Source organism: Oleidesulfovibrio vietnamensis (genome assembly GCF_055388115.1).
Map to the genome: position 1 here is coordinate 2512130 of NZ_AP042419.1, position 22981 is coordinate 2535110.

General features: G+C 57.5%; 16 protein-coding genes, 2 tRNA genes and 1 pseudogene. 9 read left to right on the forward strand and 10 right to left on the reverse strand.

The genetic code is table 11. From position 1 onward, the window contains the following. Positions 1 to 71: 71 nt before the first annotated feature. The 4 genes from bamA to lysS form a co-directional block, all read right to left on the reverse strand. Positions 72 to 2753, reverse strand: a complete 2682-nt coding sequence (bamA, locus tag ACZ5D1_RS11255) for an outer membrane protein assembly factor BamA (RefSeq protein WP_011367344.1) — start codon at positions 2751 to 2753, stop codon at positions 72 to 74. Continuing rightward, complete coding sequence (locus ACZ5D1_RS11260) at positions 2737 to 3432, reverse strand: ABC transporter ATP-binding protein (RefSeq protein WP_011367343.1); 696 nt, start codon at positions 3430 to 3432, stop codon at positions 2737 to 2739. The genes bamA and ACZ5D1_RS11260 overlap by 17 nt, the downstream gene beginning before the upstream one ends. Then, the gene (locus ACZ5D1_RS11265) at positions 3429 to 4655 is read right to left on the reverse strand and encodes a lipoprotein-releasing ABC transporter permease subunit (protein WP_011367342.1); all 1227 of its coding nucleotides are present in this window, start codon (positions 4653 to 4655) and stop codon (positions 3429 to 3431) included. Before ACZ5D1_RS11265 ends, ACZ5D1_RS11260 begins: the two co-directional genes overlap by 4 nt. 74 nt (positions 4656 to 4729) lie before the next feature. Next, entirely contained in the window at positions 4730 to 6235 is a 1506-nt protein-coding gene (lysS, locus tag ACZ5D1_RS11270; protein ID WP_464556548.1) for a lysine--tRNA ligase, read from the reverse strand. A 276-nt stretch (positions 6236 to 6511) separates the two neighbouring features. On the opposite strand from lysS, the gene ACZ5D1_RS11275 reads away from it, so the two are divergent. The 3 genes from ACZ5D1_RS11275 to ACZ5D1_RS11285 all read left to right on the forward strand — a co-directional run bounded on the left by ACZ5D1_RS11275 (position 6512) and on the right by ACZ5D1_RS11285 (position 7827). Further along, a tRNA-Asn gene (locus ACZ5D1_RS11275) sits at positions 6512 to 6587 on the forward strand. Positions 6588 to 7120: 533 nt separating this feature from the next. Further along, positions 7121 to 7196 (forward strand) — tRNA-Asn (locus tag ACZ5D1_RS11280). Positions 7197 to 7425: 229 nt separating this feature from the next. Then, a complete protein-coding gene (locus ACZ5D1_RS11285; protein WP_011367340.1) occupies positions 7426 to 7827 on the forward strand; it encodes an EF-hand domain-containing protein in 402 nt (133 codons plus the stop codon). Between the two features lie 369 nt (positions 7828 to 8196). Here ACZ5D1_RS11285 and ACZ5D1_RS11290 read toward each other — a convergent pair whose 3' ends face one another. Both ACZ5D1_RS11290 and ACZ5D1_RS11295 read right to left on the reverse strand, forming a co-directional pair. Continuing rightward, positions 8197 to 10158, reverse strand: coding sequence for a FapA family protein (locus ACZ5D1_RS11290; RefSeq protein WP_027181464.1), 1962 nt, complete (start codon positions 10156 to 10158; stop codon positions 8197 to 8199). Positions 10159 to 10204: 46 nt separating this feature from the next. After that, positions 10205 to 13117 carry a hybrid sensor histidine kinase/response regulator gene (locus tag ACZ5D1_RS11295; RefSeq protein ID WP_464554919.1) on the reverse strand — a complete coding sequence of 971 codons (2913 nt, stop codon included), beginning with the start codon at positions 13115 to 13117 and terminating at the stop codon, positions 10205 to 10207. 181 nt (positions 13118 to 13298) lie between these two features. On the opposite strand from ACZ5D1_RS11295, the pseudogene ACZ5D1_RS11300 reads away from it, so the two are divergent. The 5 genes and pseudogenes from ACZ5D1_RS11300 to ACZ5D1_RS11320 all read left to right on the forward strand — a co-directional run bounded on the left by ACZ5D1_RS11300 (position 13299) and on the right by ACZ5D1_RS11320 (position 18016). Beyond that, positions 13299 to 15238 (forward strand): annotated as a pseudogene (locus ACZ5D1_RS11300) (YgiQ family radical SAM protein). Positions 15239 to 15323: 85 nt separating this feature from the next. After that, positions 15324 to 15830 (forward strand): hypothetical protein, encoded by a 507-nt coding sequence (locus ACZ5D1_RS11305; protein WP_011367336.1) that lies wholly within the window; start codon positions 15324 to 15326, stop codon positions 15828 to 15830. Between the two features lie 40 nt (positions 15831 to 15870). After that, positions 15871 to 17298, forward strand: a complete 1428-nt coding sequence (locus ACZ5D1_RS11310; RefSeq protein ID WP_464554920.1) for a DNA integrity scanning protein DisA nucleotide-binding domain protein — start codon at positions 15871 to 15873, stop codon at positions 17296 to 17298. Between the two features lie 32 nt (positions 17299 to 17330). Next, positions 17331 to 17798 (forward strand): EVE domain-containing protein, encoded by a 468-nt coding sequence (locus ACZ5D1_RS11315; RefSeq protein ID WP_027181467.1) that lies wholly within the window; start codon positions 17331 to 17333, stop codon positions 17796 to 17798. Beyond that, positions 17795 to 18016: a SlyX family protein gene (locus ACZ5D1_RS11320; protein ID WP_011367333.1), complete on the forward strand. Its 222-nt coding sequence runs from the start codon at positions 17795 to 17797 to the stop codon at positions 18014 to 18016. Before ACZ5D1_RS11315 ends, ACZ5D1_RS11320 begins: the two co-directional genes overlap by 4 nt. Before the next feature lie 12 nt (positions 18017 to 18028). Here ACZ5D1_RS11320 and ACZ5D1_RS11325 read toward each other — a convergent pair whose 3' ends face one another. The 3 genes from ACZ5D1_RS11325 to ACZ5D1_RS11335 form a co-directional block, all read right to left on the reverse strand. Then, complete coding sequence (locus ACZ5D1_RS11325; RefSeq protein ID WP_464554922.1) at positions 18029 to 18493, reverse strand: rhodanese-like domain-containing protein; 465 nt, start codon at positions 18491 to 18493, stop codon at positions 18029 to 18031. 132 nt (positions 18494 to 18625) lie between these two features. After that, positions 18626 to 18931: a hypothetical protein gene (locus ACZ5D1_RS11330; RefSeq protein ID WP_464554923.1), complete on the reverse strand. Its 306-nt coding sequence runs from the start codon at positions 18929 to 18931 to the stop codon at positions 18626 to 18628. A gap of 103 nt (positions 18932 to 19034) precedes the next feature. Next, on the reverse strand, positions 19035 to 19544 hold the full coding sequence (locus ACZ5D1_RS11335; protein WP_027181469.1) for a nitroreductase family protein: 510 nt from the start codon (positions 19542 to 19544) through the stop codon (positions 19035 to 19037). Between the two features lie 193 nt (positions 19545 to 19737). Here ACZ5D1_RS11335 and ACZ5D1_RS11340 point away from each other — a divergent pair, with 193 nt between their 5' ends. Next, entirely contained in the window at positions 19738 to 20130 is a 393-nt protein-coding gene (locus ACZ5D1_RS11340) for a winged helix-turn-helix transcriptional regulator (RefSeq protein WP_011367329.1), read from the forward strand. 59 nt (positions 20131 to 20189) lie between these two features. On the opposite strand, the gene ACZ5D1_RS11345 is transcribed toward ACZ5D1_RS11340, so the two are convergent. After that, entirely contained in the window at positions 20190 to 22904 is a 2715-nt protein-coding gene (locus ACZ5D1_RS11345; RefSeq protein WP_051363863.1) for a putative bifunctional diguanylate cyclase/phosphodiesterase, read from the reverse strand. Positions 22905 to 22981: the final 77 nt, after the last annotated feature.

Consider the following 22981-nt stretch of genomic DNA (forward strand, 5'->3'; position numbering starts at 1 on the left):
CCCATAAGGCATGCACATGAACATGAAAAAAGGGGATGTCTTGCGACATCCCCTTGATGCGTTCCGGAAGGTTAGAAGGTCTGTCCCATGGTGAACTCGAACTTGCCGTCCTTGCGTTCGCCGTCCACCTCGTTCAGCGGGTAACCGTAAGCAAAGCGCAGGTTGCCCAGCGGGGACTGCCAGCGCACTTCAAGACCCACGCTGCTCTTGATTTCGTCACTCCATTCGTGCCCCATGTCGGGGTCGATGACGAAACCGGTGTCGAAGAAGGGAATCAGGTAAATGCCCATCTCGTCATCAAAGTACCAGATGTATTCAAAGTTTGCATACGCCGCGCGGGTACCGCCTATGCTGTCGCCGCTTTCGGGATCCTTGGGCGAAATATCGCGCCGGTCGTAACCGCGTATGGAGTTGATACCGCCCAGATAGATACGTTCGTGGACAGGTATTTCCTCACTCTGATCGTTTTCAAACAGGGTGGCACCGCGCACGCGCACATGCAGCACATGGTTGTTGGCCAGCTTCTGGAAATACCGCGCATCACCGTACAGGCGGATGAAATGGTCAGTCCCCTGCAGTACGCCTCCGCCGTAGTCCACGGCACCTTTCAGGTACGTACCGCTGGTGGGACGCATGCGGTTGTCAATGGTATCGCGCGAGAGTGCAAATCCCGTCACACTGGCAAGGTTTGTGCCTTCGTAGTCGCGGATGGTCTTTGCGGCATCGTCGTCCACGTCGGAATATTTGTACTGGTCCAGACGGTAATACCAGCTGGCCCGCGTAAATTCACCAAGAGGATAGGCAAAGCTCAGAATGCCGCCCACGGTGTCCTTGTCATAGTCTTCCATGTCGCTGCTGCGCAGATAGGCGTTCACACCGACCTGAAGCTTGGTGTCATTATAATGCGGGTTGATAAAGGTGAAATCGTACTCGTTGTCTCTGCCGCTGAACGTGGCGGAAAGCGCGGCACGGTACCCTTTACCGAACAGGTTTGCTTCGCTTACCGAACCGCCGATACCGAAGCTGGAATAGGTGGAGTAAGCGATACCAGCAGCTATCTGTCCGGTATTCTTTTCCTTCACCTTTACTTTCAGATCCACTTCCTCGGGATTGGCTGTGGGAATAAGCTCGATGTCAGTCTGCGAAAAGTAACCGAGGTTATTCAGACGCTGGTTGCTGCGGCGCAGTCCGGAGCCGCTGTACAGGTCGCCGTCCGTCAGACGCATTTCGCGGCGGATAACGTTGTCGCGGGTGTGCTTGTTGCCTTCAACTTCCACCCTGCGCACATAGACTTTCTGTTTTTTGGTCATCACATACGTGATGTCCACAATGGAACCGTCGCGCCGTTCGGTACGGAAACTGGTGTCGGCGAAAGCATAACCGTAGTCGTTGTAAAACTCGGTCAGCTTTTTGGTGTCCTTCTGCAGCACGTCGTAATTGAAATATTCTTCATCAGCGGCCTGTTCGTCCATTTTAATGACGTTCAGCAGCGCCTCGTCGGTATCAATCAGGTCACCGCCGAAAGCGATGTTACCCACTTTGTAACGGGTGCCTTCCTTGACGGCAAAGGAAACCACAATGCCGTCTTCCTCGTACTGGACATCGGGGTCACCCACACGCACGTCCATAAACCCGCGGTTGAGGTAGTACGCCCCGATGGCCGCGCTGTCGCGTTCAAGGTATTCTTCGCGCAGCACACCGGTGCCGGTAATCCATGAAATCATGTTGCGGGGACGCAGCGCCAGTTCATCCAGCACATCGTCTTCATCCAGCTGTTCCGCGCCGACAATACGCACCGCCTTGATGTACAGCTTGTCGCCTTCCTGCACCGAAAGCACCAAGCTGGCCGCGCCGCCGCTGCCTTCCACCACCCTGTGGCTTACATCGGCAAGATAGTAACCTTTTTTACGGTACAGGTCGGTCACTTTCATGATGTCCTGCGCCAGCAGTTTTTCGTTCATTACCGAGCCGGTCTTGGTGCTCATGACACTGAGGATTTCATCAGTGTCCACAGCATCGGAACCTTCCACGGTAATGGCTTCAATGCGCGGCTTTTCCTGCACGGTATAGACAAGCTTGAGTCCGTCGGAGGTCTGTTCGGCGGTGGCGCTTACATCGCTGAAGTACCCGAGGTCGTAAATACGTTTGATTTCCCTGTTGACCAGCTTGGGGTCCAGCGTATCGCCCTTGCGCGAGCTGAGCCGCATAAGCACCACATCGGGATCGAGAATTTTTGTACCGCGCACTTCCACGGCGGCAACGGTATCCTGCCGCAGCAGACTGGCCGCGGCTACCTGTGCCAGCTCATCCACTGCAGGCAAAATATTGATAAGGCCGTCTTTCTGTATGAACAGCGGCTTTGCGGGACGAACGCCCACAGCTTCCACAAGGCGGGCATCAAGGCTTATGCTTTCGCCCAGCTGGGTAAAACTGCCGTAAACGGCATAATCAGCGCGTGCCAGCAACGCCAGATCACGCGCAGAGGTGATATCAAGCACGTCCACGCCCTGTTTTTGCAGCAGGTCGGCGGCTTCGGCACGGGGAACAACAGAAAAGCCCTGAGCAACCAGACGTTCAATCACAAGGTCGGACAGACTGTCTTCCAGATAGGCCAGATCAGGCTCGGCATTCACTTCAAAAGGAAGGACAAGCACACGCACGTTGGCGGGCGCGGCGGCATTGGCCTGAACGGCCCCCAGACAAACCAGCAGGCTTGAGGCGACGTAAAGCCACAGCCTAGCAATTCTGGTCATACAGTTCTCCAGCTCTCAGTTCTAGACGTCTATTCATGAGTGATGCCAGGGAGTTGTTATGGGTAACCACAACAAGCGTCATACCCAGCTCTCTGTTTAAATCCATCAGCAACTGCCCGACACTGTCGCCCGTGCGTTCATCGAGGTTACCGGTAGGTTCGTCAGCCAGCAGCACGGCAGGATGCATAAGGATGGCCCTTGCGATGGCGGCGCGCTGGCGTTCTCCGCCCGACAGCGTACCCACCCTGTGACCTGCCCTGCCGGACATGCCCACAAGCTCAAGGGCGTGTGCGGCTTTTTTCATGGCTTCACGGCGGGGCATACCCGCAATGACAGCCTGCATGGCCACATTTTCCTGCGTATTGAATTCCGGCAGCAGATGATGAAACTGAAAGACAAATCCAACGTCTCTGCTGCGCATGGCGGCCTTCTGTTCCGCCGTCATGGCTGTGATGTCTCTTCCCCTGAAGAGAACAGTTCCCCGAGAAGGATTATCAAGGGTTCCCAAGAGATGCAATAGGGTCGATTTGCCCGAACCGGACGCCCCGACAACCGCCACAGAGTCACCTTGGGCAATATCAAGATTCAACCGGCTGAAAATAATAATTTTTTCTGCAGGACCCTGATATTCTTTACCCACATCTTTCAGGCTGAACAGCATGGTATTTTTTTCCATCATTCGTACCGCAGCGCCTCGGCAGGCTCCAGTGAAGACGCCTGCCGCGCAGGATAGATGGTGGCAAGAAAGCACAGCACCATGGCACCGACGGCAATGGCTGCCAGATCCTGCCACTGCAGCAGCACGGGCAGATGGTCAAGCGAATAGACGCCGGGCGGCAGTTTGATGAACTGATAGCGCTTGAGCAGCCAGCACACAAGCAGCCCCAGCCCGAATCCCAGAGTGGTGCCCACAACGCCTATGATAGTACCCTGCAGCATAAAAATGCGCCGGATATGTGATTTTGTAGCGCCCATGGACATCATGATGGCGATATCGCGCGATTTTTCCATAACCAGCATCACCAGTGTGGTGACAATGGAAAAAGACCCCACCAGCACTATGAGGGTGAGCATGATGGACATGGCAGCTTTTTCCAGCTTGAGCGCCGCAAAAAGGTTGGCATTCATTTCCATCCAGTTGCGGCTGTAAAAAGGATACCCGCCCAGAGCCTGAGTAACCGCCTGCGCCACGGTATCGGCGCGGTAAATGTCATCCACCACTATTTCAAGACCAGAAACAGTGCCAGCAGGCATTCCCAGCAGATCACGGGCGGCATCAAGCGAGACGAACCCCAGCGACGAGTCATACTCGAACATGCCGGTAGAAAAAATACCTGCGATCTTGAAAGAAAGGATGCGCGGGGTAAACCCCGCGCTTGTTTTTTCGCCCGAAGGAGACAGCAGGTTGACCCTGCTGCCCACGGTGATACCCAGCCGTTTGGCCAGTTCTTTACCGATGACAAGACCCGGCGCACCGGATCGTTCAAGGTCGGCCAGAGAACCGTCTACCATGCGGCCGGCAATGCCCAGCACCGCCGGCGCCGAAACGGGGTCCACCCCGCGCAGCACCACACCTTTGACTCCGTAGCGGGTCGAAAGCATGACCTCGGAATAAATGAACGGGGTCGCGCCCTTTACTCCCGGAACGGTTTCGGCCTTGCGCACCAGTTCAGGATAGCCGGAAATACCGCCGCCCGCAGCCAGCGTGATGACATGGGCGTTCACGCCCAGTATCTTTTCACGCATATCCACGGTGAAGCCGTTCATAACGCCCAGCACCACAATGAGCGATGCCACGCCCAGAGCCACACCCAGCACCGAAATGACGGATATGACCGAAATGAAAGTCTGCTTGCGGCGGGCAAACAGATAACGCAACGCAACAAACAGCTCAAAACGCATGCTGCTGGCTTGTCCTTTCCGGTTGGCGGGCCTGACTGCGGCCCGGTATGGCGACTGCTGTTGCCGTTTTCAGATCAGCTCTCCAGCTTAAGCAGCGGGAAGAGGATAACCTCGCGGATGGAAGCCGAATCCGTGAGCAGCATGACCAGACGGTCAATGCCCACGCCCTGCCCTGCGGCAGGAGGCATACCGTATTCAAGCGCACGCAGGTAGTCTTCATCCATAAAGTGCGCTTCATCATCGCCGGCTTCTTTTTCCGCCACCTGATCGTCAAAACGCTTGCGCTGGTCAACGGGGTCATTCAGTTCCGAAAACGCATTGGCCAGTTCTCTGCCCGTTATAAACAGCTCGAAACGGTCAGTCACGTCAGGATTGTCATCATTCCGGCGCGAAAGCGGCGAGATATCAGTGGGGTAATGATAGATGAAATGCGGCTGGATAAGCTTGTATTCCACATCCAGATCAAAAAGCTTTGCCTGCAGCTTGCCCAGCTTTTCGCCTTCGATGACCTTTTCGCCCCGTTCGCGGATATATGCGGACAGCTTTTCGTAATCGTTGTAAAATTCCGGCGCGTGTCCGCCGACTTTTTCCAGCGAGTCATGGAATGTCATCCGCTGCCACTTGCCGGGCGTCAGGTTCACTTCCTGCCCCTGATAGGTAATGACGGTGCTGCCGCAGACCTTTTGCGCCAGACGCGAAAACAACTGTTCCGTCAGATCCATCAGATCTTCAAAGCGGGCATATGCCCAGTAAAACTCACACATGGTGAATTCGGGATTATGCTGGGTGGAAATCCCTTCGTTACGGAAGTTGCGGTTGATTTCGAACACTTTTTCAAAGCCGCCCACCAGCAGACGCTTCAGGTACAGCTCCGGCGCAATGCGCATGTACAGCTGCATATCAAGCGCATTGTGATGCGTGACAAAAGGCTTTGCCGTGGCGCCGCCCGGAATGGGCTGCATCATGGGTGTTTCCACTTCCATGAACCCGCGTTCTTCCATAAAATTGCGGAATTCACGCACAATCTGGCCGCGTTTGCGGAATATCTCGCGGGTACGCGGGGTGACTATCAGGTCCACATAGCGCTGACGGTAGCGGGTTTCCACGTCTTTCAGCCCGTGGTACTTTTCCGGCAGGGGGCGGATGGACTTGGTAAGCAGCTGCACGGAAGAACACTGTATGGTCAGCTCGCCCGTTTTGGTGCGGAACAGCGTACCGCACACGCCCACAATGTCGCCTATGTCAAATTTTTTAAAAACGCTGTAGGCATCGGCTCCCAGCGAATCCCGCGAAGCGTAGCACTGCATTTTGCCGCTTTTATCAAGCAGGTGGAAAAAGGTAACCTTGCCGAACGAACGCTGGGACACGATACGCCCGGCGCAGCTGAACTCCTGATCCAGAGTTTCCAGTTCTTCGGCTTCCAGACCTTCATAGCCTGCCTGAATTTCAGCGACATCAATTTCTTTGTTGAACCTGTTGGGAAACAGAGGCACCCCTGCGTCCATCATGTCACAGGACTTGGCAACACGGCTCTTGATGACTTCGTTCAGTTCGTCACGCTCATCAAGCCTCGTAAGCATGGGCATAAAGTAAGCGGAATGCTCGGACTTGGTGGGAAGCTTGATCTTTTTGCGGTTTGAGGATTCTTGATTACTCAAGGGAAATATCTCCATGCTCTTAAATTGGTCGCAAACGCTGAATCGGGTATGGGTATTCCAATTGGGACGCTCCGTCAAGGAAGCCCGCCCCCCGTGAGTTTTTAAAGATTTTTTTCACATTATCATTTTTGTACTTGACGAACACAGCCGATCTTTATATCTCTTCCCTTCGCCGGACACGAGTTGTCCGCACCACACTCCCTGGTAGCTCAATCGGCAGAGCGGGTGACTGTTAATCACTAGGTTGGCGGTTCAAGTCCGTCCCGGGGAGCCAGAACATAAAGCCCCTGCTCAGGCAGGGGCTTTTTTTTGCGTCCCGCGCAGGGGCGGCAACGCACCGCGGCCATAGCCACATGCTGCCGCGTGCCACAGCCTGCAACAACAAGCCCCCGTAGCGCCGCCTGCCGCGCTGCCGGACCGGTACTATGCCCGCCTGCACAACAGATGGTGTACCCGCGGCGCCTCTTTAAATTCCCCTGCACCTCTCCGCTCATGCACCAGCCGGCAGCACGGTATATATAAATGTTGCACGCCGCGGCGAATCTGCCTGCAGCATGACGCACATCTGCCCGTACTTTCCCCCCGTCCCCGCACGCTGCCCGAAACTGCCGGCCGGATATTTTATGTATTTTCAGTTTCAGCTGCCGAACTGCCGTCGGCCCGCTGCCGTAACGCTTCAGCGCACTGCAAAAACGCCGGACACTTTTCATGACTTTTTTTAAACTTTTTGTTTTTTATGCTTGACGACGAAAACGTTACAGCATATACACCTCTCCTCGTTGAGGGCAACAGCGCTCAACAGCACACTCCCTGGTAGCTCAATCGGCAGAGCGGGTGACTGTTAATCACTAGGTTGGCGGTTCAAGTCCGTCCCGGGGAGCCAGAACGTAAAGCCCCTGCTTAGGCAGGGGCTTTTTTTTCATGCACCGGCAGGTATTATGCAAAGTCGTGCTTGACGATTGCTCTGCCACTTCCTAGAACGTAGGGCGAATCTGCCGCCATTGCGACCGCAGCGTACCGGAAGGCTCCGGTCTGCGTCGCCCCGCGGCATCCCGAATCAACAGGGCGGCTGCTCCTGCTGCAAACCGCCTGCAAATAGAGAGGGTACACACATGAAACGGCTCCTGCTGGCCAGCGCATTCATTCTTGCAAGCGCCGGTCCTCTGGCTGCTGGCGAAGAGTTCGGCCGTATGGATACCGACGGTAACGGTTCGGTCACATGGGAAGAATTCTCCGCGGCCTACCCGTCCATGCGGGAACCCGCCTTCGCCGCCATTGACACCAACGGCGACAAACTGATGAGCCACGAAGAATGGCATAATTTCCGCAACCGTCACGGCAAAGACGGTGCCGGCATGCAGAATATGGGCTCAGGCATGAAAATGCCTCCCGAAGGGATGACCATGCCGCCCAAAGGCATGCCCGGCAAAAACGGTAAACCCATGATCATGCCCCCCGCAGGGCACGGTAAACCGCAAAACGGAAAAATGCTGATCGAACCTCCTAAAGAATAATATGCAGGGCCGGACCAATCCGGCCTTTTTTTCCGCCTCATGCCATGCGCCACAGTCTGCCCGCACGGCTTTGCCGGACCTTCCCTCCGCACGAACCGCGGTACAAAAAAAACGGACCTGTGTCCGCTTTTCTGTACCGGCTGATGCACGGCAGGCACTGACGCGTCAGCCGGTGCCGCAAGAATGCTTTGCGCCTCTGTCTCTGTATACGCGTCTTTGCGCAGGCAGGTCATCCGCATACAGGTCATCCGTATGCAGGCCGTCCGCAGCAGGCCACGGGCACCCTGCTGAATGCCGACGCCCGCGCTGACAAGCCCTGAAAAATCTGTCCACGCCCCGATGGGCAGAACTACGCAGACAAGCCCGCCGTCATTCCTCTTCTTCAGACGCGGCGATCACCTTTCCGAGCGAACGCAGTTCCACCACACGCTTGCTCGAAGCCATGCGGAATTCACACTGGCTTACGGGGCTGCTGACCTCAAAGGAGCGGTCTTCAAACGTGACCACGGTACCCGGATAGACCACCCCGCTTACCTGCACGCTGACATTGGCCAGCCGTTCTTTGGTCACCTTTTTCAATTCGGCCAGTTTTTCCTTGCCGCTTTCAATGCTCCGCTGCGCCTCTTCTCTGATAACAAGCAGCTTTTCCACCGCCTTGTAATTTTCCTGCCGCACCTGATTCAGTATATCTTCGTCACTGCCGGTACCCAGCGTCTCATTGATGCGCTTGATGGCCGCCCTGCGGGTGCGCACTTCTTCTTCCATGTCTTCCAGCGCTTTCATGTCCAGCTCAATGATCACGTGTGTGCGCACGCCCAGCTCATTGCCCAGCTGCCCCACACGCACACCGCCCTTGGAACGCACAGTGCCGCCCACAATGCGCCCGCTGCCGCCCAGAGCAACCAGACCGCCGCAGGTGACATCGGAATTATCTATAGATTTGGTGACCTGTATGTTGCCGCGTACGTCTACGCTTCCCTCGCTTATAAAGCCGGCTTTCAGGTTGCCTTCAACAATCACATGCCCCTGATCCTGCAATACCAGTCCCCCCGCAAGCAGGTCGCCACCCGTATGCAGAAACGCCGCCTCCACAACCCCCTGCACAGTGACATTTTCCGGGCAGTTCACGGAAAAACCGCTCAGCACATTGCCGCGCACCAGCAAAGCTCCGCGCTGCAGGTCAACGTTTCCCGTCTCCATACTTACATCGCCGCGTACCACATACATGTTTTCGACAGACAGGCGCCCTTTGGCATGCTGTACAAACCCGTCCAGCGCAGCACGCAGCGTCACACCGTCTTCATCTTCCACTATGCTTTTAGGGCACAGCACACAGGGTACGGGACGTCCGGGATGCGGTGCGACGCTTTCGCCGAATACATCCCTGCCCGCATCACCGGCAGTGGGAGGATACAGCAGAGCGACGGCTTCACCTTCCGTGACCACCGGCAGACTGCCGCGGTCCTTATAGTCTATGGTTCCGTCCGCCCCCACCTTGCCCGCCATCTCCATGGTGTCAAACAGCAGCTCCAGACAGCCGTCGGTGCCGTGACGGGGCATGACCCCCCGGGCGATTTCCACATCGTGCACAGGCCCGCCGGTTTCCGCAGCACGCAGCAACGCGTCCCTGACAGGTTTTTCATTAAGCGGCGCCACCACCCCCATCGTATCCAGCAGTTCACGCAGCCGTTCCAGCGTCACGGGAATGCCCAGACAGTCACGGTGGTACAGTGTAGCCGTAATCCGTAACCGGTCCGAGGCAACGGTTATCAGCGGCAGCACCTGCACCACGCAACCGGTCACCATCACAGTGCCGTACACTTCGGCAACCAGCTGCCCGCCCTGCTCCTGCATGCTGCAGTTGCCATGGTCGGCAATCTGCAGGTCGCACGACAACAACTCGGGCGGAGGCGACACAGGCTTGCCGTCGATACGCATGCCGCCCTGTGCAGGAATGGCCGGCATAAGCGTGCCGAATGCCATACCCGGAAAAACGGGAAAACGTTCATCGCCGAAACACATAAGCCGCCCGTTGGTTCCCGCCACAGGCGGCACCCCGCGGGCGACCACAATTTTAGTCACATCCTCGCCGGCCTGAAGCTTTTCAATGACCGTCCGCGCGGCATTCACATCCAGCGGAACCCGTATACCGGCTTTTGCCAGCTGCTCCGCCATCAGATCAACGCTCAAGGGGCTGCCTTTACCCTTGGGCGGCACATAGCGGGCTATGCCCACTTTCATGTAATCTTTGCTGGCATTGAACCGGACCACGGCGTCGGCGTTGGCGGAACCGGTTTTCTGCCCGCTATGTGCGGTGTCGTCATGGCTCATTAAAGAAACCGTAGTTTACGAGTCATCGGTTGCAGACGCTCTGCCATCATCCGGCATGGTGGCCTTCAGCTCCGCGGGCGTCAGGAAAAATCTTCAGCAGTTCGTGCTCCAGATGGTTGATGGCATCCATGAGCAGCAGAAAAATAGGGCGCACTTCTTCCGGTCTCGCATCACGCACACGGCTTTCAAGCCGAGAAGCCATCACGCATACGCGGGGGGCGCCCATTTTGTCGGCTTCGTGCATCAGCGTATGCGCCAGCGAGTGCAGTTCCAGCAAGTTGCCGCGGTCAAAGGCAGACCACAGGCTTTCGCGCAGAGCCGCCACTGTAACAAGAAAACGCCGGAACCGGTAGGCCTCGCGCTGGCCGCCGGTGTACGGTTCCATGACAGGATGCGCATCATAGGCGGGCATAAGCGGCGCATCGGCCCCGCCGCCGTCTGCGGTCCCGGCCTGAAGCTGGACAAGATGCTTTTTCAGCGCTTCCAGGCGTACAGGCTTGGAAAGGTACGAGGACATGCCCGCCTGAACAAAGCGCTCTTTATCACCTGCCAGCGCATGCGCAGTCAGCGCAATGATATGCACATCCGGCGCCGTTGCCGCCGTATCAGGGGTAAAGCCGCGTATGGCCCTTGTGGCATCCAGCCCGTCCATCACCGGCATCTGCACATCCATAAAAATACAGTCATAGCGCTTCAGCGCGGCCTTTTCCACGGCTTCAGCACCGTTCTGCACCGCATCCGCCTGGTGACCAAGTTTTTTCAACGCCAGAATCATAGTGCGTCTGTTCAGGGCATTATCTTCCGCCAGCAGTATGCGCAAAGGCAGCATTTCAGGAACATCTTCCCCTTCCTCGATGGCACACGCATGCGTCTCGGCCACTTTAAAGGGCAGTTCCACCTCAAAACGGCTGCCCTTTCCGGCTTCGCTGCGCAGAGAAATACTGCCGCCCATCATCTCGACAAGCTGCCTGCTGATGGTCAGTCCCAGCCCTGTGCCGCCATATTTGCGTGTTATGGACCCGTCCGCCTGACGGAAGTTTTCGAATATGATGCCGTGCAGGTGCTCCGGAATCCCTATGCCCGTGTCCTGCACAGTAAAGCGTACACGCTGTACACCGGCTATGTAACCACCAGAAGAGGAAACACATTCCACAGCAACGTTGACGCCGCCTTCTTCCGTGAATTTGATGGCGTTGCCGATAAGATTCACCAGAATCTGACGCAGTCTTCCGGAATCGCCCATCAGCTCGCGGGGCAACCCCCTGCCAAGAAACATCGAAAAATCAAGGCCCTTACGTTCGGCTTCATGCCGCATAACGCGCATGACCCCGCCGAGGAAACGGGGCAGGCTGAACTCCACTTCCTCAAGATGCAGCTTACCAGACTCAACACGGGCAAGGTCCAGTATATCGTTAACAATATCCAGCAGCGCCTCGGCAGACGACAGTGAAGCCCTGAGGTTTTCCCCGACGCCTTCGGGCAGATCCTCCTGCAGCGAAAGCTCGGTAAGGCCGATGATGGCGTTAAGCGGTGTGCGGATTTCATGGCTCATATTGGCAAGAAATTCGCTTTTTGATCTGCTGGCCGCTTCCGCTTCACGCGAGGTCTTCTCAAGCTGCTTCTGCGCTCTGTTACGCTCTATGGCAGCCGCGATGATTTCTGCCGCGGTCATGAGCAGCTGTTCGTCCAGCTGCGTCCAGCGGCGCATGGTGCGTGTGTCGTCAAACCCGATCAGCCCCCACCACTGCCCGCCGACCTTCAGCGGCAGCACAAGAATGGACTGGATGTCCTGCGCCCGCAGCAACGGCTGTTCCTCTTCCGGAAATTCATCCACAAGCCCGCTCAGCGCCTTACCCTGCTCCAGAGTCTGCGCCCAGCGGCTGAAAGCCGGCAGATAGGGCACGCATTCCAGTTCTGATTTGCCGAACTGCGAGGCAACCCCCTCGGAGCAGACCTCAAAACGGTGGCGGCAACACAGCTGTCCGTCGTCATTTATAAAATTTTCAAAGATATAAACGCGGCACACGTCCACCGTTTCACGCAGGCTTTCCAGTGTGGTGTGCATGGCGTTAAGCGAACTGAACTGCGAAAGCAGTTCGCGCGCACAGGTGGAAAGCACTCTTTCGTACATGAGCCGCGTGGCCAGATCGCGCTGGGCGTCGCGGCGTTCGCTGATATCACGCGCCACCGAGACCAGCAGTTCCGAGGAAACGGTGGTCAGCCTGCGCAGCCCCACCTCCACGGGCAGCAGAGTGCCGTCCTTGTGCCTGTGATACGTTTCCACAGCCCCTTCGTCCCTGCCGTCAAGCACGTTACGCAGGTACGGCTCCAGACCGTGTTCGCTTACTGCTATATTGATGTCCTCCGGACGCATGCCCAGAATTTCTTCACGCGTATAGCCAAGCTGAGTGTACGCCCGGCTGTTCACATCCACAAAGAGTCCCGTCCGCAGATCTGTCAGGTATACCGCATCCGACGAGGCCTCCAGCGCCATGCGGAACCGCCGCATTTCCTCTTCCGCAGTACGGATGTCTGATATATCCAGAGCCAGTTCGTACCGGACCAGCCTGTTGCCCACCCATGGTATGGCCCTGTCGATGCATCTGTACCAACGCTTCAGTACAGGGTTATACAGCTCCCATATATGTGATGAATCAGGATCGTTACGTATTATATCGTTTGTACAGAAAGGACATGGTTCTTCAAGTCCCTGTAAAAACTGGTAGCACTTTTTACCGGTGCACGAGCCGATATCTTTCTCAAGCGTCCTGTTAACGTACAGCAGTTCATATGTTTCCATATCTGCAACATATACATACTCTTTCACGCTATCAAAAAGCCGCAGAAGAAGATCGTGTTCTCTGGAGCTGCCTGTAAAGACATTCCCTGACTTCAGAATCTCATTTTCGCGTTGCAGTTCGACAATCTGCTTTTTCAGCAGCTCGACTTCATTTTCCATCGCGTTATCCATTTCACCGCAAAACGGCAAAGATTGTTACCGGATCAAAGCAAGCAGTCACTCACACTTGCGCCTGTTATTATCTGATTTGCGGTGCCAGTTCAACACACTGCAGCAGGAAAGCACCGCCACCCCGCACAATGGCCTTGCGCAGCGGCAGGGCGCACCCTATATTCGCGCCATGCGCATACATACATCCTCTGTGCCCGCCATGCCTGCGGGCCGAACGCCCCTTGAGCAACCCGAATTTTTACCCATGACCGCAGCCGATGTAAAACACATAGGCTGGGACGGCATAGATATTCTGCTGGTAACCGGTGACGGATACGTAGACCACCCCAGCTTTGCCGCAGCCATACTGGGGCGGTGGCTTGTGGCGCATGGCTACCGGGTGGGCGTGGCCGCCCAGCCGGCCTGGGACAGCACAGCCGATCTGGAAAAAATGGGCAGACCGGCTCTTTTTGCCGGCGTAACAGCCGGAGCGCTCGATTCCATGCTGGCCCACTATACAGCATTTCGCAAAAAACGCTCCGACGATGCATACACCCCCGGCGGCAAAGCAGGAGCACGCCCCAACAGGGCGACCATAGTATACACCAATCTTGTGCGGCGCGCCTTTCCCGGTCTGCCCGTAATTCTCGGAGGCATAGAGGCTTCGCTGCGGCGCATAACACATTACGATTTCTGGACGGACAAACTGCGCAGACCGCTGCTGCTGGACAGCAAAGCCGACGCCATAATCTACGGCATGGGCGAACGGGCCATGCTGGAAGCGGCCGTGGCTCTGGATGAAAACGGCTATGCGCACCAGCAGGACACCGGAGCACTGCCGCCGCTGTGGACTGTTTTTTCCGCCCTGCGCGGCATGGCCTGCATGGTACCCGCTGACTACGCTCCGGCGGAAGCCGATGTTTTTGAGCTGCCCGCCCACGAAGCCATCGAAAAAGCCCCCCACCTGCTGCTGCAGGCTACCGTGATGCTGGAAAAGCAGGTGCACGCCATGAACGCTCCGGCCATCCAGCCCGCGGGAGGCCGCAAGGTACTGCTTACGGCACCGGCCCACCCCCTTGCTGAAGAGGAAATGGACCGTCTGTACTCGCTGCCCTTTGCACGCACGGCGCACCCTGCCTACACCAGTCCCATTCCGGCAACGGATATGATGCTGACTTCAGTCACCACACACCGCGGCTGCGGGGGGGATGCTCATTCTGTTCACTGGCGCTCCATCAGGGCAGGCGCATTGCATCGCGCAGCCGCAAATCGGTCATCGAAGAGGTGCGGGCCATGACCCGCCGTGCAGACTGGAAAGGCACCATAAGCGATGTGGGCGGACCGAGCGCCAACATGTGGCAGGCCGCATGCGCGGCCGACCCCGCCCGCTGCCGCAGGGAAAGCTGCATGCACCCTTCGGTGTGCAAGGCATTCAAGGCTCAGCAGCCCGCCGCCATTGACCTTCTGCGCACCATACGCGGCATGGAAAAAGTACGCCATGTGCGCGTGGCCAGCGGGGTGCGGTATGACCTGGCGCTGAAGGATGACACAGCGCTGCGCGCCTATACCATGGAATTCACCGGCGGCCAGCTTAAAGTGGCGCCGGAACACATCTGTGACAACGTACTGGAGCGCATGCGCAAGCCCGGACTTCCCGCCTTTGAAGCCTTTCTCGAAGCTTTTGAAACTTTCTCGCGTGAAGCCGGTAAAGAGCAATATGTCATTCCCTACCTTATGAGTGCGTTTCCCGGCTGCACGGACGACGACATGCGCACACTGGGCCGCTGGCTGCGTCAGCGCGGCTGGCAGCCCCAGCAGGTGCAGTGTTTCATACCCACGCCCGGAACAGTGGCCACCGCCATGTACTATGCCGGTATCGACCTGCAGGGAGACCCCATATATGTCGCCCGCACCGATGCCGAACGTCTGCGCCAGCACCACATACTCATTCCCTCCCACGGGGGGGCACAGGGCGCTGCCGGCAAAAAGCACGGGCAACAGCGAAAAAACGCCCCCCGCCATGCCGCCGGAAAACAGCAGGCTGCACAGCAGACCCGGCGGGACGACGACCGCAGATCCCGCGGTCGCAGCAGCGCGCGCCCCTCACGGCCGCAGCGCAGAAGGGGCTGAGCCGGACCGGATACCGTTCCTCAAAGGATGCACGCAACGCGCGCATCCTTTTTTCATACTTGAAAAAGCAGTGTCCCCTGACGTAATGACCAGAACACAGACCATGCACAGACTGACAGACCACTCATACACCGCCGGCACCGGCTGGCTGCTGGCCGTCGATGGCGGTCTGCGCGCCGGTGTGGCCATGTTTGACCGGCACGGAACCCCGCTGTGGTGCCGTTCATTTCATTACGCCACCATCGGGTCCATGCGCAGGGCCGCCCGCGCCCTGTTTTTTCGCCATGCACAGCTGGAGCACCTGCTGGTTGAAGGCGGCGGCGCAGCGGGCGGGGCATGGCAGCGGGAGGGAACACACGCCGGTCTGCAGGTGCATGCCATCGGTGCCGAAGCATGGCGCCGCGCACTGCTGCCCGCACATGCGGTGCGCAGCGGCAAAGACAGCAAGCAGGCAGCCGTGGCCATGGCCTCGGCATTGTTCCGCCGTCACGGAAAAGCGCTGGTCAGACCGCCCGCCCACGACGCTGCCGAGGCCGTCATGGCCGGAGTATATTTTTTCAGCATGCTGCAGCAGACAGACGGTCAGGACTGATGCCGCCCGCCCTGCCGCAGCCCAACGCAAGGAGCAGTGTGTGAAGTCCCCCTACCGCAGCCTGTTCATCCACAACAGTCTAGACGGCCTGCGCGAAGGGCTGAGCCATTTTTCCGGCCCCAGCCGTGTCGCCCTGCTGCTTGCTCTTGCCCCCGGTGACCCGCTGCATGTCATTGATCCGCAGCAGCTTCTTAACGGACACGAACCACGGCTGGAAGAGCTCTACTGTTCCACAGCCGGATGGAAAACCCCGCATCCGGCCCTTGCATGCCTGCGCAGCGGAGACATCATACCCGCGCCGGATCCGGGCCTTACCGGCCTGCTGGCGTTCGGCGGGCAAAGCAGTTCGGCGTTTTTTCAGATGTGGTTTACCGAACAGCATCCGGACCTGTGCTCTCCGGGGCCGACCCTGCGCTGGCTTGAACATGCCGCGGGGCAGCTGGCGCAGGATACGGCCATTTCCGGCACACTGCGCAATTCCACCTCGGCGTTTGTACTGCAAAGCTACGCCTTTCATGCCGTACGCGATTATATTGTGGACCAGCGCAACTACACGCTGGGCCCCGACACCCAACTGCGCGTCTACCCCACACTGGACGCCATACTGGGCATTTCATGCACGCGGGAGGAAGGAGCATGGCCCTGCGGACGGCTGGCGTTTGTGGAACCTTCCATGCTGTGCCGCATGAGATTCATGGCAGGTTTTCCACGCATGGAGCAGCCTGTGCTGCGTAACCTGCGCCACTGCCGCAAGTTTCTTCAGGCTGTGGAATGCGCGCCCCGCACACTGATTTCAGACGGACGCTCCATTGTGGGCATCAGCTGCGATGCCCTGCCGCCGGGTACCATCATTGCCGATTATCAGGGCAGGCACGGCTTTCTGCTGCTGGACGACGAAGTGATATGCAGTTTTGAAGAGGGAGTGTTCCACTCCACCAACCGGCGGGCCAATCTGGTGCAGTTTGAAGAGGCCCTGCTGGAAAGCGGGCTGACTGAAGACCACCAGCTCAATCTTATGCGCATTGTATCGCACATCGTACGTCACGCCCGCGAACGCAAACACGGCTGCACTCTGGCCGTTGACCTGCGCGCCGTTCCGCGCAATCTGGCCGGGCAGACCCTGCAAACCCCGCTTGATCTGCGCTGCGAAGACCACCTGCGGCTGGCCACATCGCTTTCTAAAATCGACGGGGCTCTGCACATCTCCGGCACCGGCGAACTGCATAATTTCGCCTGCTTGCTGGACGGCAGAACCGTGCCCGGCGAAAACAGGGCCAGAGGAGCACGCTTCAACTCGGCATTGCGTTTTACCGCCGCAAATGATGATATGATTGTCATTGTTGTTTCATCCGACAGGCCCGTATCCATAATCCAGCGCGGCATAGAGCTTACCGCCCGCTGCGAATGGAGCCCCCTGCCGGGCTTTGCCCCGCAGCCGCCCGTGCTGGAAGACTGGCTGCGCGGCTGACTGAAAACTGACGGACGCAGACCGGAGGCAATATGCGTTACTGGCTGATGAAAAGTGAACCGGAGTGTTTTTCACTGGAAGATTTGGTGAACGCTCCGGAGCAGACCACCCCGTGGGACGGAGTACGCAACTATCAGGCCCGCAATTTCATGCGGGACGAAATGCGCCCGGGTGACAAGGTGCTTTTTTACCACAGCGGAAAAAACCCCGCCATTGCAGGGCTGGCAGAAGTATCGCGCGAAGCCTACCCCGACCATACGGCGTGGGATCCCGAAAACAACCATTTTGACCCGCGCTCCACGCCGGAAGCGCCCCGCTGGTTCATGGTGGATGTGAAATACATCCGCACTTTTTCCAGTCCGCTGCCTCTGGCTTATCTGAAAACCGTACCCGAGCTGCAGGACATGGCGCTGCTGCGCAAGGGCAACAGGCTGTCCGTACAGCCCGTAACTGAAAACGAATTCAACGTCATCATGACGCTGGCGGAGATGAAGGCATGACAAAAACGCTTGAAGACCGCATTATCAAGCTGGAAGAAACGGTATATTTTCAGGAAAAAACCATAAGCGAACTGAATGATGCGCTGACGCAGCAGCAGTTGCAGCTGGACGAAATGCACAAGCTGCAGCAGGCCGTGGAAATCAAACTGCGCCAGATGGCCCCGCTGCTGCGCGATGCGGACGCAGGCGATGACGGCCCGCCCCCCCACTATCTGTAACGCGGCAGCCGGTCAGTAGTCGTGGCCGTGCTCTTCAAAACTGCGCAGCGGCGGCGGACAGGTACCGGCTTCCAGCGGCAGACCGGCAGCCACCCATGCCTGCACACCGCCCGCAAAACGGTACACGGCCGGAAAACCCGTTATCACCGCCGCGCGTGCTGCCACATCGCTGCGGCGGCACGTAGGCCCTTCGGTATAAAAAACCACGGGTCTGCACTCTGCCGTGCACAGCAGCTTGCGCAGCTTCCATCTGTGCTGCAGGCGGGCACGCCATGTCATGGGCAGCGGAAAACACACAGCAGAGGGCAAGTGGCCCTGCCGGTACAATAAAGCATCGCGCACATCCACAAACAGCGCTTCGCCGCCCAGCAACATGCCATGCGCCGACTGTGCATCCACCAGCCTGTAGCCGCCCATTTCCGCCGCGGCAGTCTGCCTGTGCGGAAAACGTCCTCCTTCTGCCGGTTCTTCCTGCATGATGCACCTCCATGCATTCATAACAGTACAGGCCCTGTTATATGTCAATGCGCTGCGCCTGCCCCAAAAAATAAAACGCCGCGGCACACGGCCGCGGCGTTATCACTGTATATGATACAGAAGCTTAAGGTATCAGGCGGCCTGTTCGTCGTCGCTGACCAGCAGAGCCAGCGGCATGAACGGTCCCAGCGGGATAAGATCGTATTCAAGCAGACCGTCACGGACCATGGGCAGCGTATCCACAGTTTTTCTGGCCTCTTCCATGGAAGGCACCTCCAGCATCATCACCGTGCCGGAACGGTCTTCCCTGAAATAAATTTCCCGGACCACATCTGCGAGATACATCTTGATGGTCTGATGAACTTCTTTCATGAACAGTTCACGGACCCGTTCCGGCGTGGCATCCGGAGACACCTTGTCTATAGCCAATACCTTCATGCGTCACTCCTTTATGGTGCGGGCGGGCAACTGCACGCCTCTGCATGGCAGGTATATGTTTTTACGCCGTTATTCAAGCCGCAGCACAGGCTGTGCGGATAATCTACCACCGGTTGCGACGTACTTTGGCTGCATCAAAGCGGCCACCGGGAGCAGGTGTTTTTGCCGCGTGTCCCGCAACAACAAGTGCCAGTGGCACAACATGTTCGGGCAGGCCGAACATGGCACTGAACTGACGCACGCGCTCCTGCTCAGGATAAATTCCTGTCCAGACCGCCCCCAGACCGGCGTCCACCGCTGCCAGCAACATATTCTGCACTGCCGCGGCGCAGTCCTGCACCCAGAATCCGGGGTATTTTTCTGCAGAAAGATCACCGCACACCAGCACGGCCAGCGGCGCCGATGCTGCCATGGCCGCATAGGGGTGAATGGCGGGCACTGCGGCCAGCGTATCTTTGTCGTCCACCACGATAAAACGCCACGGCTGTGCATTGCCTGCGCTGGGCGCAGCCATGGCGGCTTCCAGCAGCGCCGCCAGCTGCTCTTCAGTCACGGGTTCCTCCGTAAACTTGCGCACACTGCGGCGCATACGTACAACATCTTTAAATTCCATATCATTCTCCTTAAAAAAGCAGACTACAGCAACCGGCTGCCGCTGTATCGCACACATATGCACAGATACTAACACAACACAGGTCTTTTGTGCAGGTACATACCCTCAGGGAACCATGCAGGCTTTCAAGCGCCCTGCAGTCTTGCGCGAAACCTTTTTTGCCGGTAGTGGAAAAAAAAATCCGGAGGACGATATGAGCGGGTGCGGACTTAAACACTGTGCAGGCAGAACCTATTACTGCTCCGTAGAGCTGACCATCCAGCTGATCGGGGGCAAATGGAAACCTATCATTCTGTATCATCTGGGCACGCGGGGCACGCACAGATTCGGCGAACTGCGGCGCACCATTCCCAATATCACGCAGAAAATGCTTACCCAGCAACTGCGCGAACTGGAAAAAGACGGAATAATCGAACGTAAAGTCTATCCGGAAGTGCCTCCCAAGGTGGAGTATTCACTTTCCACAACGGGGCACAGCCTGATGCCCATTCTCAAGCAGCTGTGTCAGTGGGGCAAGGATTACGAAAAGCATTTCGGTGCGGACAGTCCCGCCGCAGAGCAAAACGGCAGCTCCAGCGCGGCCTGACCGGCGCGGCAGCACCGGCACAACCTGAACGGCGCGGCATGACGGCAATAATGGCAGGTTCAGACGGCTTCCGCCGGTTCTCTGCCGTTCAGCAACAGTTCTGCAGCGGCCACCGGCAGCGGTTTATGAAAATAAAACCCCTGAACGTAGGAGCAGCCGAGATTACGCAGCATCTCCAGCTGTCTGCTGTTTTCCACGCCTTCCGCCACGGTATTCAACTGCAGGCTGTTGGCCAGCACGATAATACTGCGCACTATTTCAAGGCATCCGGCCTGTTCTTCCATGGCGCTCACAAACATTCTGTCCACCTTCAGGGTATCCACAGGCAGCTTCTGCAGATACGCCAGTGAAGAATATCCCGTGCCGAAATCGTCGATAGCCAGCTGTACACCGATCTGCTTCAGCCGGTGCATCATGGCCAGAGCCGTTTCCGCGTTGGACATGATGGTGGATTCTGTAATTTCCAGCTTGAGCTGACGGGGGTCGAGGCCCGAATCCTGCAATATACCGCTTACACAGGTCACAAGGTCGGGCTGAGAAAACTGCCGCGCAGAAAGGTTCACCGCCAGAAACAGTTCTTCGCAGCCGGGGTAGCGCCTGCACCAGCGGGCCATTTCGCAGCATGATTTGCGCAGCGCGCTCAGCCCGATATCCACAATAAGACCGCTTTCCTCGGCCAGCGGAATAAAATGATCCGGTCCTATGATACCTTTATCGGGATGCCGCCAGCGGATCAGTGCCTCGAATCCGGTCAGAGTTCCGTCATCGGAACGCTGCACCGGCTGGTATTCCATAAAAAATTCATCGCGCTGCAGCCCCGAACGCATATCGTTTTCCAGAGTCATCACGCTGGCAGCGGCGGCAAGCATCTTGGGCCGGAAGACTTTCAGCTTGTCACGGCCCGCAGCCTTGGCGCGGTACATGGCAATATTGGCATTGCGCACAGCAGCCTGAGCGCCGACGCTGTCGCCGCCGTACTCAAAAATCATTCCGATACTGCATGTTATGCGCATTTCATGGCCTTCAAGAAGCAAAGGCTCCTTGAAACGCTTTTTGATCAGCCGCGCCATGCGCACAGCTTCACGCGGACCGGGCAACTCTTCCAGCACAATGACAAACTCGTCACCGCCGAAACGGGCCACAGTATCACAGGGCCGGACCGACGCCACCAGACGTTCGGCCATTTCAGCCAGCACCATATCGCCCTGTTCGTGCCCCAGACTGTCGTTGATAATCTTGAAGCGGTCGATATCAAGAAAAAGGACGGCAAACCCTACCTCCGGTCTGGGAGCCGTACGCACCATGGCTTTGCGGATGCGCGCCAGACACAGCGATCTGTTGGCAACCCCTGTCAGCTCATCATGCTGCGATTTGTAATCCAGCTCCTTTTCCATCAGCTTGCTTTCCGTCACGTCACGCACGGAAGAACGCACCCCCTGACAGATTCCGTCCGATGTCCATATTTCACGGGCAACGACAGAAACCCAGCGTACTTTGCCCGTCCGGTGTAACAGACGATACTCCAGCGATTCGCCTTCCAGCATACCGGGCGCACTCATGTGCATTCTGAAAGCCGGAAGGTCTTCGCGGTGCACCACCCGTTCCAGCAGTCCGGCATCAGCCATAAAATCGGCAGCAGGATATCCAGTAATGCGTTCGCAGGAAGGAGAAACATACAAAAGCTTTCCTTCCGCGTCATGCCACAGCTCAATGTCGTAGGCTGTGTCGGCCAGCTGCCGGTACAGTTCGGCAGACCGACGCAACGCCCGTGTGCGCTGTTCACGAAGAAACCACAGCGCCATCAGGGCAAAAAACAAAAACGCCGTAACCGCCAGCAATCCCTGCTGACGGTTCAGGGCGTACATGTCGGCGTTGATGTCCTGCACGGCGGCGGCCAGTCCCACTACAAGCCGGTGCGGTGGCAGTTCCACAGTGTTCCATGCCACCATTTTACGCACCGTTCCCCCGCTGCGGCGGGTAGCGTATTCATAGCCGCCCGCGCCGGAAGGCTCCTGCACCATGCGGGAATCAAGCTGTTCCAGCGCGGGAAAACCGGCATGCATACCGTCAAACACATTGCGGCCCGCTACAGGAGAACCGGCATGAAAAAGGACCGTACCCCGTTCATCCAGCACAAAACCCGAACCGCTGTCCCCTATGCCCAGCTGCCCCGCATAGCGCAACGCCAGTCCGTGCATGTCAAAAACAGCCACCACAGGAGCCTGCGCCGCATCCGCTGTGCATACCTGCACGGCAACCACAGACTTGTGCTCTACAAACACAGGGGCAAACCACCAGCCGTCGGGCGGCGGGCACCGGACAGGATGCAGCACCGCCTGCCGAAGCCACAGACGTGCCTGACCGCGCAATGCGGCGGAAGCCTGAGGCCGGATAACGAATATACCGGCATCGGCGCCGGTCTGCGTGCCGAAACACACAGCCACAAGTGAAGGGTGTTTGTCGAAAAGATGACTGAGAGAGCCGGAAGGAGCAGTGAACAGAGCCTCATCCGGCACAGGGGCGGGAGGCCGGGCAATGCGCAGATGGCCGGCAACTGAAGAAAAATATCCCTGCATGGCCTGTGCGGACAGCAGGGTCATACGCAGTTGCTGGCGCGAAAAAAGGCCCTCGTGGCGTTGCAGTGCCTGCGTGGCCACCCGATGCGAAACCACCACGGCAATGGCCATGACCACGCATGAAGCGGCTGCAAACCACAACGCGAAACGCGGCAATGACTTTCTGGAAAAGCCGGAATGCGATGCGTCAAAGAACAAGGCCGTCCTCCTTCCGGAATCAGCCTACTGGATGTAATAATAAATGCAACATAATATTATATACGACCCGATACAAA

Bases quoted from the DNA above. Each gene is read 5' to 3' on its own strand.
- ACZ5D1_RS11330 (WP_464554923.1), bottom strand. From the start codon at position 18,931: ATGAAGGTATTGGCTATAGACAAGGTGTCTCCGGATGCCACGCCGGAA.
- ACZ5D1_RS11335 (WP_027181469.1), bottom strand. From the start codon at position 19,544: ATGGAATTTAAAGATGTTGTACGTATGCGCCGCAGTGTGCGCAAGTTT.
- ACZ5D1_RS11290 (WP_027181464.1), bottom strand. From the start codon at position 10,158: ATGAGCCATGACGACACCGCACATAGCGGGCAGAAAACCGGTTCCGCC.
- ACZ5D1_RS11295 (WP_464554919.1), bottom strand. From the start codon at position 13,117: ATGGAAAATGAAGTCGAGCTGCTGAAAAAGCAGATTGTCGAACTGCAA.
- ACZ5D1_RS11325 (WP_464554922.1), bottom strand. From the start codon at position 18,493: ATGCAGGAAGAACCGGCAGAAGGAGGACGTTTTCCGCACAGGCAGACT.
- ACZ5D1_RS11285 (WP_011367340.1), top strand. From the start codon at position 7,426: ATGAAACGGCTCCTGCTGGCCAGCGCATTCATTCTTGCAAGCGCCGGT.
- ACZ5D1_RS11305 (WP_011367336.1), top strand. From the start codon at position 15,324: ATGACCAGAACACAGACCATGCACAGACTGACAGACCACTCATACACC.
- lysS (WP_464556548.1), bottom strand. From the start codon at position 6,235: ATGCTTACGAGGCTTGATGAGCGTGACGAACTGAACGAAGTCATCAAG.
- ACZ5D1_RS11260 (WP_011367343.1), bottom strand. From the start codon at position 3,432: ATGATGGAAAAAAATACCATGCTGTTCAGCCTGAAAGATGTGGGTAAA.
- ACZ5D1_RS11315 (WP_027181467.1), top strand. From the start codon at position 17,331: ATGCGTTACTGGCTGATGAAAAGTGAACCGGAGTGTTTTTCACTGGAA.
- ACZ5D1_RS11320 (WP_011367333.1), top strand. From the start codon at position 17,795: ATGACAAAAACGCTTGAAGACCGCATTATCAAGCTGGAAGAAACGGTA.
- ACZ5D1_RS11265 (WP_011367342.1), bottom strand. From the start codon at position 4,655: ATGCGTTTTGAGCTGTTTGTTGCGTTGCGTTATCTGTTTGCCCGCCGC.
- bamA (WP_011367344.1), bottom strand. From the start codon at position 2,753: ATGACCAGAATTGCTAGGCTGTGGCTTTACGTCGCCTCAAGCCTGCTG.
- ACZ5D1_RS11340 (WP_011367329.1), top strand. From the start codon at position 19,738: ATGAGCGGGTGCGGACTTAAACACTGTGCAGGCAGAACCTATTACTGC.